Source organism: Paenibacillus sp. ACRSA (genome assembly GCF_022346845.1).
GTDB lineage: Bacteria > Bacillota > Bacilli > Paenibacillales > Paenibacillaceae > Paenibacillus.
Genome location: NZ_JAKRNP010000004.1, coordinates 145,757 through 161,281, shown reverse-complemented (window position 1 = coordinate 161,281; position 15,525 = coordinate 145,757). Strand labels below are relative to the sequence as shown.

Sequence of the window (15,525 nt, the reverse complement as noted above, 5' to 3'; positions counted from 1 at the left end):
TGAATGTATGTCAACCTATCAAGTCATTCCGATGATCTATCATTCCAAGGAACAAATTGATGCGATTATCTCGCTCGAACAACAATGTAAACAACTGGATTCCGAACATCTTAAGGCAGATCTTGACCATATTAGTAAAAAAGATGGGGATCACGCGCTCCTCTGTTATCGCGACAGCGAATTGGTTGGACTCCTCAGTTGGTATGCTTCTGACCCTGAGACCGGAAGTGTAAATGCCATCTACATCCACAGCATCGTCGCCAAGGTGTGTTCCGCAGCCTACTGCAACAAGCCATTCTCGACATGACACCACAGGGTATACATCAGCTCAGTTACCGTATTCCTCAGGGCTTATCTCCAGGAATCCACACGGCTGAATCACTTGGTGCAGTGTATGATCGTGCGGAGTACGTCATGCAGCTTGTGCGTGAAATTTCTCCAATGGATGAGCTGCCCGAACTTACATTGCATGTAGCAGAAGCTCAAGATTGGGATTTTCTGATCACCTGCTCATCCCAAGCCTTCGGCGATTCAGAGAGCTGGACTCGTGAATATTTTATGCAAACGAATGAACCCAGCCGATTAACCTATATTGCATATCAGGATGAACAGCCTGTAGGATTGGTACGGGTTAACTCCATCAATACAACAACTGCGTTTATTCATAATTTCTGTATCTTACCTGCTTATCAAGGACAAAAACTGGGTCGCGCTGTACTTACCATTCTGTCCGATCTCTTGAAAAAGCAAGAGTTTACGGATATTCGCCTGTCTGTTGTTACGGAGAATGAGCGCGCTTTGAACCTCTATCGAAGTGTTGGTTTTGAAGTGAATACCGAGTATCACTATTATAGGGGCAGCTTGCTATAGATAGTTCAGAGAGACTCATCTCCGTTAGGGAGGCAGGTCTCTTTTAAGTATAGGCTACCACCCCAAGGTACACATTCCAGATTACAAGAATTACACCTAGGCATATGGCGAAGCCAATATTCCACTTCGTTCTCACACGGAACGCGGTGTACCCCATCAGTGCAATCATGACCACACTGAAGATGAGAGCCGCAACGTTGTTACGAAAGACAGCCATCATGATGATTAAAATGAAAGAGATTATTGTATTTAGTTTATTCAAATTCACCATTCTCATCTCCTTTAACATTATATTGTATCACTTATAGTAATTTACATTTGTTAACAATAATCACTACCTTTGTGATCTTAATGAGAAAAGGATCTGTCACAACGAATGCTCTGAATAACTCATTTACACTCATCTATTTTGCGTAGTAACCAGAAGTCCACGTAACACAGCAGACAAATACGTTGTTTAGTACATATGGCAGGATTTACAAATACTATGTCGAATTTTATCCTAATCTAATCGAAGGAGGTCACATCTTGTTTATTCACAGACAATCATCTTTAACCAAGCGTAGGCGCTTCATCACCAAGATTGCATACGTCACGACAGTTCTGACTCTTTTTAGCCTATTAGCCGGAGCCTTTGGCACCCATGTTGTGCCCCATGCGAGCGCCGACAGTACCGGGTACACGCAGGATCAACTGGATGCGCTCGATTTCCTCAACGCAGTTCGTGCTAAGGTAGGCGTACCGCCACTCAAGTTGAATCCAATCATTACACGCGCTGCCGAGTCTCATGCTACTTATTACAACACCAACAAAAGCAAGGCACCTGACCTAAGCTCTCATTTACAAGTGGAAGGCATGCCTGGGTTTACAGGAAAAAATATGAAGAACCGGATTGAAGCAGCTGGCTATGTCGCTCCAAAGGGTTATGCTTACTCCGAAGCTATGCATTTCAAGCAGAAGAGCAGTTCAGCCGCTCTACAAGGATTTCTAGATACTGCGTATCATCGGGAAATCGTTCTTGATCCTACCATTGTAGAAGCTGGGTTCGGTCTGGTCGATGGAACGGCTGTCGCAGATTTCGCAGGCCCTTGGATGACCAAAGAAGAGGGAACGATGGCTGTATATCCTTATGATCAACAGACCAATGTACCGGTAGGATTCTATGGCAATGAAATTCCGAATCCGCTCAAGCAGTTCGGCGTAACATTCTCGGGTTATATTATTTCCGCAGCCGCTCAGCTCGAAATGATCAGTCACCAGGTTGTGATCAAAGATAGCCGAGGAAACGAACTTCCATATCACGAACAGCTACATGGCAAAACATTATTTATCTATCCCAAGTCTGTATTAAAAGGCAATCAGACGTATACCGTTTCACTCACATACTCCACGGGTGAAGCAACGGGTTCCAAGAACAAGACGTGGTCTTTCACGACTGGAAAAGGAACTAATTTAACTTCAATTACCCCTTTTACCGAAGAAGTTACTCTCAATCAAGGTGAACAGCAACCGTTGAAGTGGACAAGCCATTATGATGATAATGCTTTTGATGAAGCAACAGAAGGATTAAGCTACATAAGCAGCAATGCCAAAGGCCTTAAGGTGTCTACTGCTGGAATTATCAGCGCAATACAACCGGGCGATTACACTGTGAAAGCCACATTAGAAGGTAAAACAACACAAGTAAAAGTTAAAGTCTATCCGAAGTGGAAAACGAGAAATTATAACAGTTCACTAACCAAGTTACCTACTGATGCCACAGGCCATCCTCTACAGGAAGATATGGAGTGGGGATTGAAGTTAGGTATTGTAAGCCCGGCAAGCAATGGATTGCTCCAGCCGAATTCGACCGTAACCGAAGCAGAGTTTTGGATGATGCTATTAAAAGCCTACCGTATTGATATCCAGTCTTATCAAGCTCCGAAGAAGACATTAGTGGATGCAGCTTATCAGATTGCGAAGGAACGAAACTACCCACTTGCAGGGATCAACAAGGTAGCATCCAGGAACAAGGCTATCACACGTCTGCAAATTGCGGAGATTGTGTCTGCCGCAGATGGCAAACATTTTGCCGGATCTAACGCAATTCAGTATGTACTTGCAAACGACTACGTACGTGGGAAAACGGAATTGTCTTACTCTGGTTACGAAGGTTCCGACACAGTGACTCGGGCAGAAGCACTCCAGATTCTTAAGTATCTGTACAACGGAATAAGTGTATTGGAGGGAAGACCCACGATCCCAACAGATCCGTTAACTCTTCCTAAAATGCCTAAAAAAGAAGTGTACATTAAACCAGCCACATATACCGATCAGAGCTTCTTCGCTGAATATCGTCCTGATGGAAGACTGGTTCTAGAAGGCAAATTCCTTAAGTTAAAAGGACAGAGCATTAACATTAAAGTGCAAGAAGGACCCATCTCCAAACATATTGAGGAAGTAACCGTTCAGTTTGATCAAAATGGAAACTTCCATACAGAGGTTGGACCTTACTCACCTCAACAATTAAATCTGTATATGTATGCTCCTTCAATCACCTATGGCTTGACTGTGATTAAAGGAAAAATGAATATGGGTCAATTCTAATTCATGATTCATAATTCCTGAACCATTTGCATCTTCGCGTCTGGAGCGACCTCAGGCTCACCTCACTTCGTTTGATGAAAGTGGAGTGAGCCTGAATTATTGTTGTTTTTTTACTAACGAATACGATGCTGTTCTCCCTGTTCATAAGAATTAATATCGGTTTACAAATTCCATATATCTTCTCAAAGGAGTCTGAGCAAAATGGACGAATCTACAACAACCAAGAAAGATACTTTAACCCCATTCGACTATACCTTGTCTGTTATTGGAGGGAAGTGGAAGATGAAAATTATGTACCAACTCGCCTTCCACGGGGTCACCAGATACGGAGAACTCAAGCGGCGTGTCTCTGGCATTACATACAAAGTGTTAACCGCTCAATTAAGTGATCTTGAAAGTGAAGGTGTTATTCAAAGGGTAGAGTACGACCAGTCCCCGCCAAAGGTAGAGTACTCCTTAACAAGTAGAGGCCAGAGCCTAATGCCCATCCTTGAGGAAATCTGCAAATGGGGTGTGCACAACGTCGAAGAATCACAAGGTAATAAGGGAGATAAGCCATACACCATCACAGTCAGGGACTACCTGTAGTCTCCTTTTTCTGTACGTCTCTTCTTCTTTACAGGTACTGCCCCAGACTTTTCTCCAGCATACTACGCACCATTTGTTTCAATTCTACTGGAGCCACGACCTTTACTTCCGGCCCATAGACCAGCAGCCCACGCGCTGTATATGGCAACTCATCTACGGGAATCGCACCCTTCCATTCCTTATCCTGCACAGACTTTAATACGACATCAGACGAAGCTTGCCTTACACCCGCATCAGTAAAGTGTAGCACAACCTCAACACGTTCCCGCTCATCCTCCGCACTCAGCCAATCATGCAGGTTCGGGATAGATTCATCCGTTTCACCCGTAATCTCAAGATCACTCATGCGATCCACACGATATAGCAACACTCTCTCCTTATGGCATGCAGGCATGTACCAGTACCCACGATCATAATAAATGCCGACTGGAAAGACCCTTACTGTTTTTTGCCCATTACGGGAAGAATACTGGAAGGTAACACCTCTCTTCTCCACCGCTGCGTCCAACATTGTAGTTGTCATTGGCTGAGCGTGCATCGATGAATGTGGCTGAAGAAAGGTAATATGTTTTCTCATTCGCATCACAAGATCCTGTACATCCTGAGGGAGACTTGAAAAGTACTGCTCTGCCAGATGTTCTCGCACCGACCCATAAGGGAAATCCGGTACCTTTTCTAAATATTCAAGCATGAGAAATAAACCTAAAGCCTCGTTCTGGTGAAGCTGGAGGGGTGGTAGTAACCGATTCGGCAGAACCTGGTACCCTCCATGTGCACCTACCTCCGTATATAGAGGAAAGCCCATTGCCTGCAACGCATCCAGGTCCCGTTGAATCGTACGAATAGACACTTGGAACCGCTCAGCCAGCTCACGAGCGGTAAATTTTCGCCTGGAATCCATCAGCCTCATGATGGCAAGTTTGCGATTATTCATAATTTAATGTTCCACCTTTAATTACGTCAAGTTTTGTCATAGTTAAAGTGTATCATAAAATTAAAAGAAGGGAGCGATACGTGTGTTAGATCAAAAGGTAATCTTGTATGTTGCAATGAGTTTGGATGGGTATATCGCAAGATTAGATGGTTCTGTCGATTGGTTGATGGATGTGGAGGGCGATGGAACTGATAATGGATATGCCGCATTTTATCAAGACATTGGATCTGTTGTTATGGGACGTGATACCTATGAGGTGGTGCTCACACTAGCAGAAGATTTTATGTATGCAGACCGCCCAACATATGTCATGTCCCGCTCGATGCAGCCTCCTGCTCCACATGTTGAATTTACGGATGAGCCAGTGGAGCAGTTAATCGCTCGGCTGAAGGAGTCAACACCAGGGCATATATGGATTGTTGGCGGCGGGAAGCTGGTTCAATCGGTGCTGGAGCAGCATCTATTGGATGAGATTGAAGTAGCCATTATCCCGAAAATTCTGGGTGAAGGCATTCCGTTATTCCCCAAAGGAACGGTAGCGAGTCTGTGGAAGACCATCGAGACCAAGACGCTCGGGCAGATCATTGCGATCCGCTATGAGGCAGCAGACGTACAGCATTAATGCATTCTTACGTGTTGAGCATTCAGGATCAAATCACTACGTCACGTCAATTAACTGAGGATATGAGTCGAAATTGAAGTGAATATACCATCACCCTAAAGAAAGCAAACAAGCCCGTCGCTTAAGATGACGGGCTTGTTTACTTTCACTTCATCTCGTCAGAAGAGGATTCCTGCCTCATCTCTATTGCTTTTCCCTATGCCATGTTTCGTCCGATAAACTAGGAATGGTGCAGTATACCTTTCAGATGCTCTGTTAAGGTTTCGGCTGCCCGCTTATGGGATAGCAACCCCGGATGACTTCTGGCACCTACCGTCTCACTCGTTGTATTTGGCAGTTGAGTGACCGACACATTTCGGTCGCCCGTTTCCTTCATGTAGGTATCCACCGCGCGATATATAGCAGGCATCATCGGAAATCCAAGCATGCCGTACGCCCAGACGATGTGTGCCTTCGTGTTATTTTTCCGCAACTGAATTAAGAATTGGTATGCTGCTTGCTCGAACTTAGCCACGTCTTCTTCATGGTACGTCCCATCGGCATTCAATCGTTGTTTATACGTGATCCCTGTGTTCGGATCTGTCCACTCTGGTGTCTGGAAGGCACCGCTATCATTGCTGCCTAAATTAACGACCACCACATCCGGCTGCCATGCATTGAAGTCATGCGGGTTATGCGCCCCCAGTGCTTCATTCATCTTCCCGGTTAATAGACCGCACACCTGATCATAGTACTGTGGAATGTTGGCGCTCTGATTGTTGTCCCAGCTCGTCATAACGCCCCAGCCGCTCTGAGAGATGACGCGATAATCTGCGTGAAGAGCTTCCGCCGTCATCGCCGTATAATTTTGAATCGCGCTGAACCACATCGGAATCCAATCTTCCTCGGCTTGAGCCCCAATAGCACCTTCGCCTGATGTGATGCTATCTCCGATGAATTCCACTTTATAAGGTCTATCCTCCACCAACTGGAATACACCATCCGATTTCAACGCATGAATCTGTAATACGCATCCAGGATCACCACTCATGGCTTGGGTGTCTTTTACGATTCGCACGTTTTTGGTAACGCTTTCGTTCATTCCTCTGAAAATGCACACCCAGTACCGTCCATGCACCAACATCTGGCGGCTTACTACTACGTCGTTAATTAGAACACTAATCCACGGCTCACACACATCATATTTAGAGTCAACTTCGATCCATAGCTCTGTCCCTGTCACGTTCAGTTCCACCGCGCTACCTGTCCAAAACAACGTCAGCGGCGACCTGCTCTCCGTCGTTCTCCCGTGAACCTTCAGATGAGTAACATCAGGTAATGCATAGTGCTGTAACTTCGTATTTTCCATCATCACACAACCCTTCTTCTTGGACTTTGTTCTGCTCCAGTATTCTCATCATACCAAAAATGCCCAGACAACTATACCAAGTTTGTTACTACAGTTAATGAGCCAACACAAAAAGACCGAACCGCTATTTAGCAGGTTCAGCCGCCATTTAATTTCTCAACCGTCTCCATGTAGAACACATGCAGGAACTTCTTAATGTTGACCTTGCCTTTATCACCAGGCTGATCCTCTTCCATCACCCGCATCTTCATCCGAACATCCTGAAAGTCAAAGTAGAGCGATGCATAATGCTCAAACTTGTGATTGCTATAATCGGTCAGGCCAATCGAAGCCATATTCGTCAACGCCGCATTAACCGTTCTCCGTATGCGCTGTTCCATCGCCTTGCTTTCTTTCTCCACCTCTTTGGCTGTCGGCTTATACGTCTGTGCAACAGCTTCGTACATTTCCTTGAGCGAAGGCCACTCCGCAGCCTGCTTTTGTTCAATGACATATTCCATCAATGCGATAACATCCTTGCTGCCACTCTCACCCAGAATACCTAGATCCATCAGTATGACTCTCGATATATCACGAACAGTGCGTCCTTTCGCAATAGGGGGTGTCTCCACAATGTTGAATTTGGTGAGGGACTGCTGGATCTCAAGCACATAACGCTCATATTTCCACTGCTCATTCACCCTTTTGAGCACATGCTCGACTTCCACACGATTAATGGGCTTATGGATGAAGAATTCAATCCCTTGCTGGTAAGCTGCACCTACCATTTCTTTGTTATCTACCTGTGAGATCATAATAAACTTACCTGCGAAGCCAAGTGCCTTGAGTCTGGCAACGGTCTCAATGCCATCCTGATCAGGCATTAGCAGATCAATAAGCACTACATCGGGTCTCAGATTTATGATCATCTGCTCCCCTTCGATGCCCCCCTCTGCCGTGCCTACCAGTTCACCTGCTCCACATTCCTCAATAATATCCTCTAACATACTTCTACTTACGATATCATCATCAACGATCAGAATAGAAAGCGTCATCGGCCCCGGCCTCCTTTACCAAACTCACTTTTGGAATGCACACGACAAATTTAGAGCCCTTAGCACCTTCAGGCACATCTACTGTAATCGTACCTTCCAAGGATTGAACAATATCACGCACATGAGATAGACCGATGCCTGTTGCAGCAATCCCTACCTCATTGTATTTGGTCGTATACCCCGGTTCAAAAATAATCTGCCGCTTCGATTCTGGAATTCCTTTGCCTGAGTCCGTAACCTCAAAAACCACATCCATCTCCTGTTCGTACACATGAATCTGAATGGTTCCTTGCGTCTCAATCGACTCTACTGCATTCGCAACCAGGTTGTTCATCACGGTGAGTAGAGGAATACAATATGGAGATTCACAATCGAATTGCTGTTGCTTCTCAATCGTAATCTGTTTATTCAACATCTCCGCATATTTCCGATTGCCCTTGGCAGCGAAGTGCAGCATTTCGGATAATTGAAGATGAACTGCCTTTTCACTATCATACACCTTAAGCAGGCCTGCCAAAATACGCTGAGAATCCTTCTTCACTTCATGAATCTGCTGCGCGATGCCAAGCGTCCGTTGACTATATTCATTCATCTCATTTTCTCGCAGATCCCGATACAGCTCATAACTATCCGCCGTAATGCCTTCGATGGTATTCATCGCCTTCTTCAGATAGAAGGCTTCACCATATAACCCTGAGTTCACACTCATCATCTGTTCCATCCGTTTCTCCTGTTCAGCATGAAGAAGCCGCATCTGCCTTACCGCGAAGCTATTATATAACCCAATAACGAAGTAGCTTCGCAGAGCTCCCACAATCAACAAATACAACCATTCCTTCATATAGAAAATGTTCGTACCGTTAAATATCCCGCGCAACAGAAGCTCCGTCAGATTGGAAGAGAAGTCTATAATTGTAATCATTCCACCAAGAACCAGTGGCTGGAACTCATGAAATCGATGTTTAATCTTACTTAAGCCATAAGCGAATACAACATAGTACATGCCTGCACCTACATTATCACGCATACTTTCTAAGATCGGCATCGTACTGACATGATTCAGCAGATCTACAGATTGAAAGATCAGATTAGCAATACCTGTCAGGATTCCTGTCTTCACATAGGATAAGTGGGGCATAATCATCAGCAAAAACAAAAAAATGCTGACACCTAGACCGATGCGAAAATAGTCTTCCCGAAAAGGATTAATCTTGAACTGTGCACCAATAGCTGTAGCCAAGGCGATGGCCGTCATTTGCACGTTTTCATTTCTGACCCAGTTACGCATCGATCTCTCCACCTACTATTACAACGATTAGCGCTTATTGTTACACTCCGCGCTTCTAATGTTAAATATACTAACATATGGGACGTTCATTAGAAATAATTAAAATAAGGGAACCCATCTTCTAACCATCAAAAAAAGACCGAGAAAAGTGAATTCCGGTCTTAAGTCTTAAGCATATATGACAACACAACGATCTGTGTTGATACGATATTCGATCTTGCGAGATGCGGCGATGAGCCCTGATACTATTTTCGAATCTTCGTTAAACCCTGCTTCCAATCCTCGTACCATTCCCTGATGTTCTGACTGACCGGAATCTCTAAATCCTGTTCCATTCTAGTCGTTAGCAGGCGATATTGCTCTTCTACACCATAATCATTATCTAACTCATCATATAACTTCATAAGGATAAAATAACTCTCTTCCTCATCAGGCAACAACTGCTGAATCCGGCGTGTATTCTCAATGACCTTCTCATGCAGCTCTTGTTGCTGATAATAGTGGATAAGCTGTCTCATATGAGACAACCACAGATACCGTAATCTTTCCCGTTCAGGCTCTGCCCACATATACTCATAGTTGCCCAGATACGTACCTTTGTATAACCCAAGTACATGCTCATAAGCATCCACCGTGCTCGCATCCACGCTCTTCCATTGCTTGACTTCCTGCTCCCACCGCTCACTATCGAGCTGCGCTTCGCCTAATTCGAGACGATACCCAGCTTCCAGGTGTCCACTCTGGATCGTAACCATATCCATATGACAAGCCTTGAGGGTTTGGCGAACATGATACATCGCAGTGTAGAGCTGATGTACCGTTTTATCCTCTTCCAGCTCTGGCCATAACAGCTCAAGTAAGGTACTTCGATGGATAATCTGATTGCGGTGATGCAGCAGATAGGCGAAGAGCTCCTGGGCTTTACTTGTACGCCACTTGGCCGTCTGGGGCTCCTGACCAGGTAGCTTGAATTGAATCTGATTAAAACTACAAATGAGAGGTGTATTTGTATCCCTTCCCTTTTGCTCCCGTTTCAAATTCAATCTTTCCCTTACCCGGCTTAACGTCTGCTGGAAACGATCCTTCTTAATTGGCTTCATGACATAATCTAAGGCCTGTAAATCGAATGCATGCACAGCATATTGATCATGACTGGTCACAAAAATAATCTCGATATCAGGTGCTGCCTGTTGAATCTTCCTGCCCAGCTCTAGACCATCAATCTCTGGCATGTGAATATCCAGAAACACCACATCAGGGCGCTGTATCATGACCCCCGTCATTACCTCTGTTGGATCAGAGTAGGTAGCCAGAACTTCAACCCCACTAACTTCTTTCTCTAGTATTTTCTGAAGACCGATCAATGCTAAACGTTCATCGTCAACTAATATGACCTTCACAGGAGCTTCCTCCTTGATTCCGAAGTCTTGAGATACATTATCATAACACAAAAATTTACAGTTCTCTTATTCATATTCAATCCGCTATTTTATTTTTTAACGTTTACAATTGTTATTATTTAATATAGGTCAGGGTCTATAAATCTGCAATACTATCCATCAAATGATCTGTCTATGAATCCATATGAATTCACGCCAAACAAGCTGTCCTCGGTATGCCTACCAACAACAGCTTTACATTTATATGAACTAAATGAGGATAGAAGCCCTTCGTCCCTTATATGATTCCTCGGATCTCATCCAACGAATTCACCTTTTCCCGCTGCATCCACTGTTCAAGACCTTCTACCAATTCCGCTCCTGCCCGCAACTGAACGAAATTATAGGTTCCAATCTGAATCGCTGCCGCACCTGCCATCGTGAACTCAATAATATCCTCGACAGAGCTAATTCCGCCGATGCCGATCACTGGGATAGATACCGCCTGAGCCACTTGATGCACCATTCGTAGCGCAATCGGCTTGATCGCAGGCCCAGAGAGACCTGCGTACGTATTCTCAAATACATTCCGGCGACGGCGGATATCAATTTTCATCGCTGAAAAGGTGTTAATTAGGGATACGCCGTCTGCCCCTTCCTTCTCACACATGATCGCCATCTCTGTAATATTCTCTGCATTAGGCGATAGCTTAACGACCAGCGGGAGTGTTGTTACGTTACGCACCTGTCGCACCACTTCCCGCGCCATTTCTGTCTGAACGCCGAATTGCATCCCTCCCTGCTTCACATTGGGACAAGAGATGTTCAGCTCCAGCATATCCACTCCCCTGCGATTCATAGTACGCCGTTTCTGTGCATTCTCCGTAATCAGGGCAACAGCCTGCACATATTCCTCCAGATTGGCACCGCCTATATTGGCAATTACTGCCGTATCCCAGCGAGTCATCTCATCCAGTTCATCTTTTAAAAAGGCAACGACCCCCGGATTCTCCAGACCTACACTATTGAGCAAGCCAGACGCCGTTTCATTGATTCGCACACCCTGATTACCGTCCTTCGGATGCAAGGTTAACCCCTTACCAACGATGCCACCCAATAGGGCAGGCGCGACATATTCCTGATATTCACGTCCAAATCCATACGTACCTGAAGCCATAATGATCGGATTTTTCATAGACACACCTGCGATATTACATGCCATAGAGATCATCCAACTCCACCTCCTCAACGGGGAATACAGGCCCTTCCTTACAGACCCTACGATTACCTGTACGGGTGCGAATTGTACAACCCAAGCACGCACCAATGCCACAAGCCATATGCCGTTCCGCGGAAATGTATAAACGAGAAGATCTCCCTACTGTTTGCAGCGCAAGAGCCTGAAGCATGGGAGTCGGGCCACAGGAGAACATATACTTGTAATGCGCTGGATTAACCAGCTCCACAATACTCCCACCAACCTTCACTTGCACAGAAGCTGCCACAGCCTGAAAGGCTTCAACACCGAAGGATTGCTCCGCAAATCCCAGATAGACATGAGCATGAGGGTAATGCTTAGCAGCCAGCAGTAATGGGGCTGTGCCCATACCACCTCCAATGAGAGCCAAGCTCCCCTCGACCTGTGGGAAACCATTCCCGAACGGACCCTCCAGCTTAATCTCCTGACCAGGCAATAGCTTCGATAACTGCCGTGTCCCTTCTCCAACAACGCGGTACAAAAAAGAAATGTCATGTTCTCCGATGTCATAAATGCTGATTGGCCTAGGTAGCAATGGATAACTCATGCCAATGCGCAGCATGTAGAACTGCCCCATCTTCCCGCTGTAATTCCCCTGTACTTTCATCACATAGATGTGCGGAGCAAGTGCTTTATTCGAAATGATCATAGCCATAGCCAATATAACCCCTCCATTAACCACTCACTATATCGCAAACGGGGCAAAAAGTACGTGACAGGTTTCACATTGTGAACCATAGATTAAATATTGCAGCTGGATCATCATAACGCGATGCGCATTCATATTACTCATCCCATCGGTTGTGTAGCATGACCTGTCTAATTTAGATCCATACTAACGGTAAACTATTTCTTTCAATATGATCATTCTGAAACACTGGTTGTGTGGTGGCTCTTTCTCCCTATTTTTATTTTGCAAAATTTAATTGTATACTACTCTTAAGGTGACAAACTTAATTAGAGAATTAGAGGAGATGACTCCGCATGCCGGATACAAATCAATCGTTTGGACAAGCTTTGGTACAATCACTCGTCGGGGAACGTGGGCATCTACCCATTGCTCGTGCTCTACCCGACATCAGCGTGGAGCTCGCCGGGCGCGTTCATGAACATATGCCGTACACGATCTATCAGCTCGTTAAACACATGCACTACTGGCAACAATTCATGTTGACACATATCGAGGGACAGAAGCCACAGCTTCCTGCCAATGTTATGGAGAGCTGGCCTGAAGAGACAGGACCGCAGGATGAAGCGACGTGGACAGCAGATATCCAGGCTTTTCTAGCTGGTATTGATCAGGCGGTAACTATTGCAAAGACAGCTCAACTGGATGACACATTGCCGTATTTCCCAGGTGAGACGATCGCTGGATTGCTGCGCAACATTGCATCACACAACTCCTATCATCTAGGAGAGATTGTGCTGTTACGTCGTTTCTATGGTGCATGGCCACCCCCTGGAGGCGGTTATCCAGCATAACTCCGCGTGGAGCGTAGATAAGACAATAAGCCGTAGAAGGAGCATTCACTCCTGCTACGGCTTTTTTAGATTGCTTTGACTTGTTTAAGTTCACTTTATACTGGACTCTGCCCTATTTAAAGGCACTGTCCTCGATCTTTATTTTCACAATGCTGCCTAACCCCTCACACTGGAGCTTGTCCACTCTCAGGGATGCGGAATCCTTGTCCCTCCAGTTGACCTCTCCCTTACCTTGGGGTTTTAGACCTCTCGATTCACAAGGCTCTGAACAAAGGTCTCGAAGTTTGGCGCAAGTGTCGTCACCTTATATTGATTATCTTTGTCCACATAAACGACCTCAGGCTCCCCATCATTGCCTGCTGAACGGTAATCCAGCATAACTACTCCGGGCTTAGAAGCACACTCACTCAATACCACGCCGAATTCTGGATAGCCACCCTGTTCAATTAAAGCCCAGCTGCCTGCTGAACCGCATAATGAATTTGGGTTTTCTCTGCCGATCCCTAAGATACCTTTCAGCTCGATATATTCTTCCACACCTGAATCTGTTGCACCCATTGGGAAGTATCGATTATTCGGCACGCCTCCGTTGTGGTTTTTCATCATCTCAACATAGGACTCCGGTAGTCTGAATACCAGTTCCTCTTCTACCGAAGCAATGAGACCTTCGCTTGGCGGATTAGATACATATTGCTCCAAAGCCTGCTCACTATCATTCCAGAAGTGGGTCGGATCGAAGTTTTCATTAAGCTGAACTGTTGTCACTGTAGGCGCAGAGGTTGTAATCTCTTCTACAGACTCCGAATCAAGTTCAGACTCATGATCAGGTTCAGACTCTTCTTCAGCTTCTGTCTCCTCATCGGATTCATCACTGTCATTGTTTCGAATCCACTCCAGAAATTCTAGGGTGTCCTCATCTCCAGGTTCCAGTTCATCCGATCTCTCAAAAGCTTCCTCTGCACGACCATATTGCTCTAGATAGTAGTAGGCTAGACCAATCCGGTAATGCCATAAAGCGTCGTCTTTGCCCTCTTCGGCAACCGTAAGGAATTGTTCAACCGCCTCTTCATAACGCTCCATATTATTCAGCGCTCTCCCCAGATGGTTAACCAACTCGTAATTTCTTTCTTCCGCAGGAATCGCTTGAACTGCATCTACGATGCTCTGATATTTATCCTCTTCATGCCACTCTTCTAGCTGAACCAACAGATCGTCTCTCATGGTTATCCTCCCCGTTCATTCACGTTAAACAACTTGTTGAAAATTATACCACTTTCCAGATGCTCGTCTCCAGTTAAGCAAGAACTCATAATCCAGTTTCGTAATCCTCAATCAGATGTGACCAGTACCCTTCAACATCGTTCATTGCAATTGGATCAAGTTCTTTATATATTTCACGTAACTCATCAGCATAGTTATATGTAGTATATTTGCCTTCCTGCCTCATTTGCATCGCTACTTCGTTCCTAACGAGATGAAATAAGAAGAATGTCTTCATATCTTGGTTCAGCTTATATACATGAGGCTCGTAGAAGGAAGAGCTTGCGTACAGTCCATTACTACCTTCTTTAAGGTATAGCCCATACTGACTAAAACTATAATGGCCTATTTGGATAAAAGACTCACCATCAAAGGTGCATTTCTGAAAATGGACTAATTCATAGAATACAAAAATATCTAATTGTGCGGGTATACCAACCTCGATCATAAAATTGGCATTATGACGGCTCACACCTAAACTCAATAAATAGTTGTAATCATATTCGTGTAGCTCTGCGTCATAGTAATCTCGGATCTGCCCAATGTCGAAATTCATATTGAACATCCTATGACCCCCATTTTAAATTCTCGTCTGCATTATCTGATCTACCTTCACTCTTGATGGGTCGACAATAATATCTAATAGAGGAAGATCGCTAAAACCGATGAACTGGAGGTGGACTAGATTCACGTATTCTTCTGGATCATGATCCATTTCCTTCAATTCTCTTTTTTCAATCTCAAGCAGTTCTGATTCACGCAGTACATTAACAGTATTGATCTCTCTGCCTAATGAGTTATATTCGTATAACCTGGTGTAGTGAGCAATCATTATGCTCATTCTGGTCTGATCCCATCGTTGAATTACTACTTCTA

Annotated in this window: 17 protein-coding genes; 6 read left to right on the top strand and 11 right to left on the bottom strand. The window is 44.9% G+C overall.

Annotated features, from left to right (window positions below; genetic code table 11):
* Positions 1-7 precede the first annotated feature (7 nt).
* Positions 8-307, top strand: a complete 300-nt coding sequence (locus MH215_RS14175; RefSeq protein ID WP_239290988.1) for a hypothetical protein — start codon at positions 8-10, stop codon at positions 305-307.
* A complete protein-coding gene (locus MH215_RS14170) occupies positions 304-870 on the top strand; it encodes a GNAT family N-acetyltransferase (protein WP_239290986.1) in 567 nt (188 codons plus the stop codon). The genes MH215_RS14175 and MH215_RS14170 overlap by 4 nt, the downstream gene beginning before the upstream one ends.
* Before the next feature lie 43 nt (positions 871-913).
* Here MH215_RS14170 and MH215_RS14165 read toward each other — a convergent pair whose 3' ends face one another.
* Positions 914-1,141 (bottom strand): hypothetical protein, encoded by a 228-nt coding sequence (locus MH215_RS14165; protein ID WP_239290984.1) that lies wholly within the window; start codon positions 1,139-1,141, stop codon positions 914-916.
* Positions 1,142-1,398: 257 nt separating this feature from the next.
* Here MH215_RS14165 and MH215_RS14160 point away from each other — a divergent pair, with 257 nt between their 5' ends.
* Positions 1,399-3,456, top strand: coding sequence for a CAP domain-containing protein (locus tag MH215_RS14160; protein WP_239290982.1), 2,058 nt, complete (start codon positions 1,399-1,401; stop codon positions 3,454-3,456).
* Positions 3,457-3,657: 201 nt separating this feature from the next.
* Complete coding sequence (locus tag MH215_RS14155) at positions 3,658-4,044, top strand: winged helix-turn-helix transcriptional regulator (protein ID WP_239290980.1); 387 nt, start codon at positions 3,658-3,660, stop codon at positions 4,042-4,044.
* A gap of 28 nt (positions 4,045-4,072) precedes the next feature.
* Here the strand turns inward: MH215_RS14155 and MH215_RS14150 are convergent, their stop codons facing one another.
* The gene (locus MH215_RS14150) at positions 4,073-4,978 is read right to left on the bottom strand and encodes a helix-turn-helix transcriptional regulator (protein ID WP_239290978.1); all 906 of its coding nucleotides are present in this window, start codon (positions 4,976-4,978) and stop codon (positions 4,073-4,075) included.
* Positions 4,979-5,060: 82 nt separating this feature from the next.
* Here MH215_RS14150 and MH215_RS14145 point away from each other — a divergent pair, with 82 nt between their 5' ends.
* Entirely contained in the window at positions 5,061-5,600 is a 540-nt protein-coding gene (locus MH215_RS14145) for a dihydrofolate reductase family protein (protein WP_481857437.1), read from the top strand.
* A 220-nt stretch (positions 5,601-5,820) separates the two neighbouring features.
* Here MH215_RS14145 and MH215_RS14140 read toward each other — a convergent pair whose 3' ends face one another.
* The 6 genes from MH215_RS14140 to MH215_RS14115 all read right to left on the bottom strand — a co-directional run bounded on the left by MH215_RS14140 (position 5,821) and on the right by MH215_RS14115 (position 12,562).
* Complete coding sequence (locus MH215_RS14140) at positions 5,821-6,951, bottom strand: SGNH/GDSL hydrolase family protein (RefSeq protein ID WP_239290976.1); 1,131 nt, start codon at positions 6,949-6,951, stop codon at positions 5,821-5,823.
* Positions 6,952-7,085: 134 nt separating this feature from the next.
* Positions 7,086-7,982, bottom strand: a complete 897-nt coding sequence (locus tag MH215_RS14135) for a response regulator (RefSeq protein WP_239290974.1) — start codon at positions 7,980-7,982, stop codon at positions 7,086-7,088.
* On the bottom strand, positions 7,957-9,270 hold the full coding sequence (locus MH215_RS14130; protein WP_239290972.1) for a sensor histidine kinase: 1,314 nt from the start codon (positions 9,268-9,270) through the stop codon (positions 7,957-7,959). The genes MH215_RS14135 and MH215_RS14130 overlap by 26 nt, the downstream gene beginning before the upstream one ends.
* Before the next feature lie 245 nt (positions 9,271-9,515).
* On the bottom strand, positions 9,516-10,670 hold the full coding sequence (locus tag MH215_RS14125; RefSeq protein ID WP_239290970.1) for a response regulator: 1,155 nt from the start codon (positions 10,668-10,670) through the stop codon (positions 9,516-9,518).
* A gap of 277 nt (positions 10,671-10,947) precedes the next feature.
* Entirely contained in the window at positions 10,948-11,880 is a 933-nt protein-coding gene (locus tag MH215_RS14120; RefSeq protein WP_239290968.1) for a dihydroorotate dehydrogenase, read from the bottom strand.
* A complete protein-coding gene (locus tag MH215_RS14115; RefSeq protein ID WP_239291345.1) occupies positions 11,861-12,562 on the bottom strand; it encodes a dihydroorotate dehydrogenase electron transfer subunit in 702 nt (233 codons plus the stop codon). The genes MH215_RS14120 and MH215_RS14115 overlap by 20 nt, the downstream gene beginning before the upstream one ends.
* A gap of 329 nt (positions 12,563-12,891) precedes the next feature.
* Here MH215_RS14115 and MH215_RS14110 point away from each other — a divergent pair, with 329 nt between their 5' ends.
* On the top strand, positions 12,892-13,389 hold the full coding sequence (locus MH215_RS14110) for a DinB family protein (protein WP_239290966.1): 498 nt from the start codon (positions 12,892-12,894) through the stop codon (positions 13,387-13,389).
* Positions 13,390-13,629: 240 nt separating this feature from the next.
* Here the strand turns inward: MH215_RS14110 and MH215_RS14105 are convergent, their stop codons facing one another.
* From MH215_RS14105 to MH215_RS14095, 3 genes are all read right to left on the bottom strand, one after another.
* The gene (locus tag MH215_RS14105) at positions 13,630-14,610 is read right to left on the bottom strand and encodes an SMI1/KNR4 family protein (RefSeq protein WP_239290964.1); all 981 of its coding nucleotides are present in this window, start codon (positions 14,608-14,610) and stop codon (positions 13,630-13,632) included.
* A gap of 85 nt (positions 14,611-14,695) precedes the next feature.
* Positions 14,696-15,214: a hypothetical protein gene (locus tag MH215_RS14100; protein WP_239290963.1), complete on the bottom strand. Its 519-nt coding sequence runs from the start codon at positions 15,212-15,214 to the stop codon at positions 14,696-14,698.
* A gap of 15 nt (positions 15,215-15,229) precedes the next feature.
* Positions 15,230-15,490 carry a hypothetical protein gene (locus MH215_RS14095; protein WP_239290962.1) on the bottom strand — a complete coding sequence of 87 codons (261 nt, stop codon included), beginning with the start codon at positions 15,488-15,490 and terminating at the stop codon, positions 15,230-15,232.
* Positions 15,491-15,525 lie beyond the last annotated feature (35 nt).

Excerpts from the sequence above, each read along its gene's own strand:
- MH215_RS14155 (WP_239290980.1), top strand. The coding sequence starts at position 3,658 with ATGGACGAATCTACAACAACCAAGAAAGATACTTTAACCCCATTCGAC.
- MH215_RS14140 (WP_239290976.1), bottom strand. The coding sequence starts at position 6,951 with ATGATGGAAAATACGAAGTTACAGCACTATGCATTACCTGATGTTACT.
- MH215_RS14100 (WP_239290963.1), bottom strand. The coding sequence starts at position 15,214 with ATGTTCAATATGAATTTCGACATTGGGCAGATCCGAGATTACTATGAC.
- MH215_RS14165 (WP_239290984.1), bottom strand. The coding sequence starts at position 1,141 with ATGGTGAATTTGAATAAACTAAATACAATAATCTCTTTCATTTTAATC.
- MH215_RS14105 (WP_239290964.1), bottom strand. The coding sequence starts at position 14,610 with ATGAGAGACGATCTGTTGGTTCAGCTAGAAGAGTGGCATGAAGAGGAT.
- MH215_RS14170 (WP_239290986.1), top strand. The coding sequence starts at position 304 with ATGACACCACAGGGTATACATCAGCTCAGTTACCGTATTCCTCAGGGC.
- MH215_RS14110 (WP_239290966.1), top strand. The coding sequence starts at position 12,892 with ATGCCGGATACAAATCAATCGTTTGGACAAGCTTTGGTACAATCACTC.
- MH215_RS14130 (WP_239290972.1), bottom strand. The coding sequence starts at position 9,270 with ATGCGTAACTGGGTCAGAAATGAAAACGTGCAAATGACGGCCATCGCC.
- MH215_RS14175 (WP_239290988.1), top strand. The coding sequence starts at position 8 with ATGTCAACCTATCAAGTCATTCCGATGATCTATCATTCCAAGGAACAA.
- MH215_RS14150 (WP_239290978.1), bottom strand. The coding sequence starts at position 4,978 with ATGAATAATCGCAAACTTGCCATCATGAGGCTGATGGATTCCAGGCGA.
- MH215_RS14095 (WP_239290962.1), bottom strand. The coding sequence starts at position 15,490 with ATGAGCATAATGATTGCTCACTACACCAGGTTATACGAATATAACTCA.
- MH215_RS14120 (WP_239290968.1), bottom strand. The coding sequence starts at position 11,880 with ATGATCTCTATGGCATGTAATATCGCAGGTGTGTCTATGAAAAATCCG.
- MH215_RS14135 (WP_239290974.1), bottom strand. The coding sequence starts at position 7,982 with ATGACGCTTTCTATTCTGATCGTTGATGATGATATCGTAAGTAGAAGT.
- MH215_RS14115 (WP_239291345.1), bottom strand. The coding sequence starts at position 12,562 with ATGGCTATGATCATTTCGAATAAAGCACTTGCTCCGCACATCTATGTG.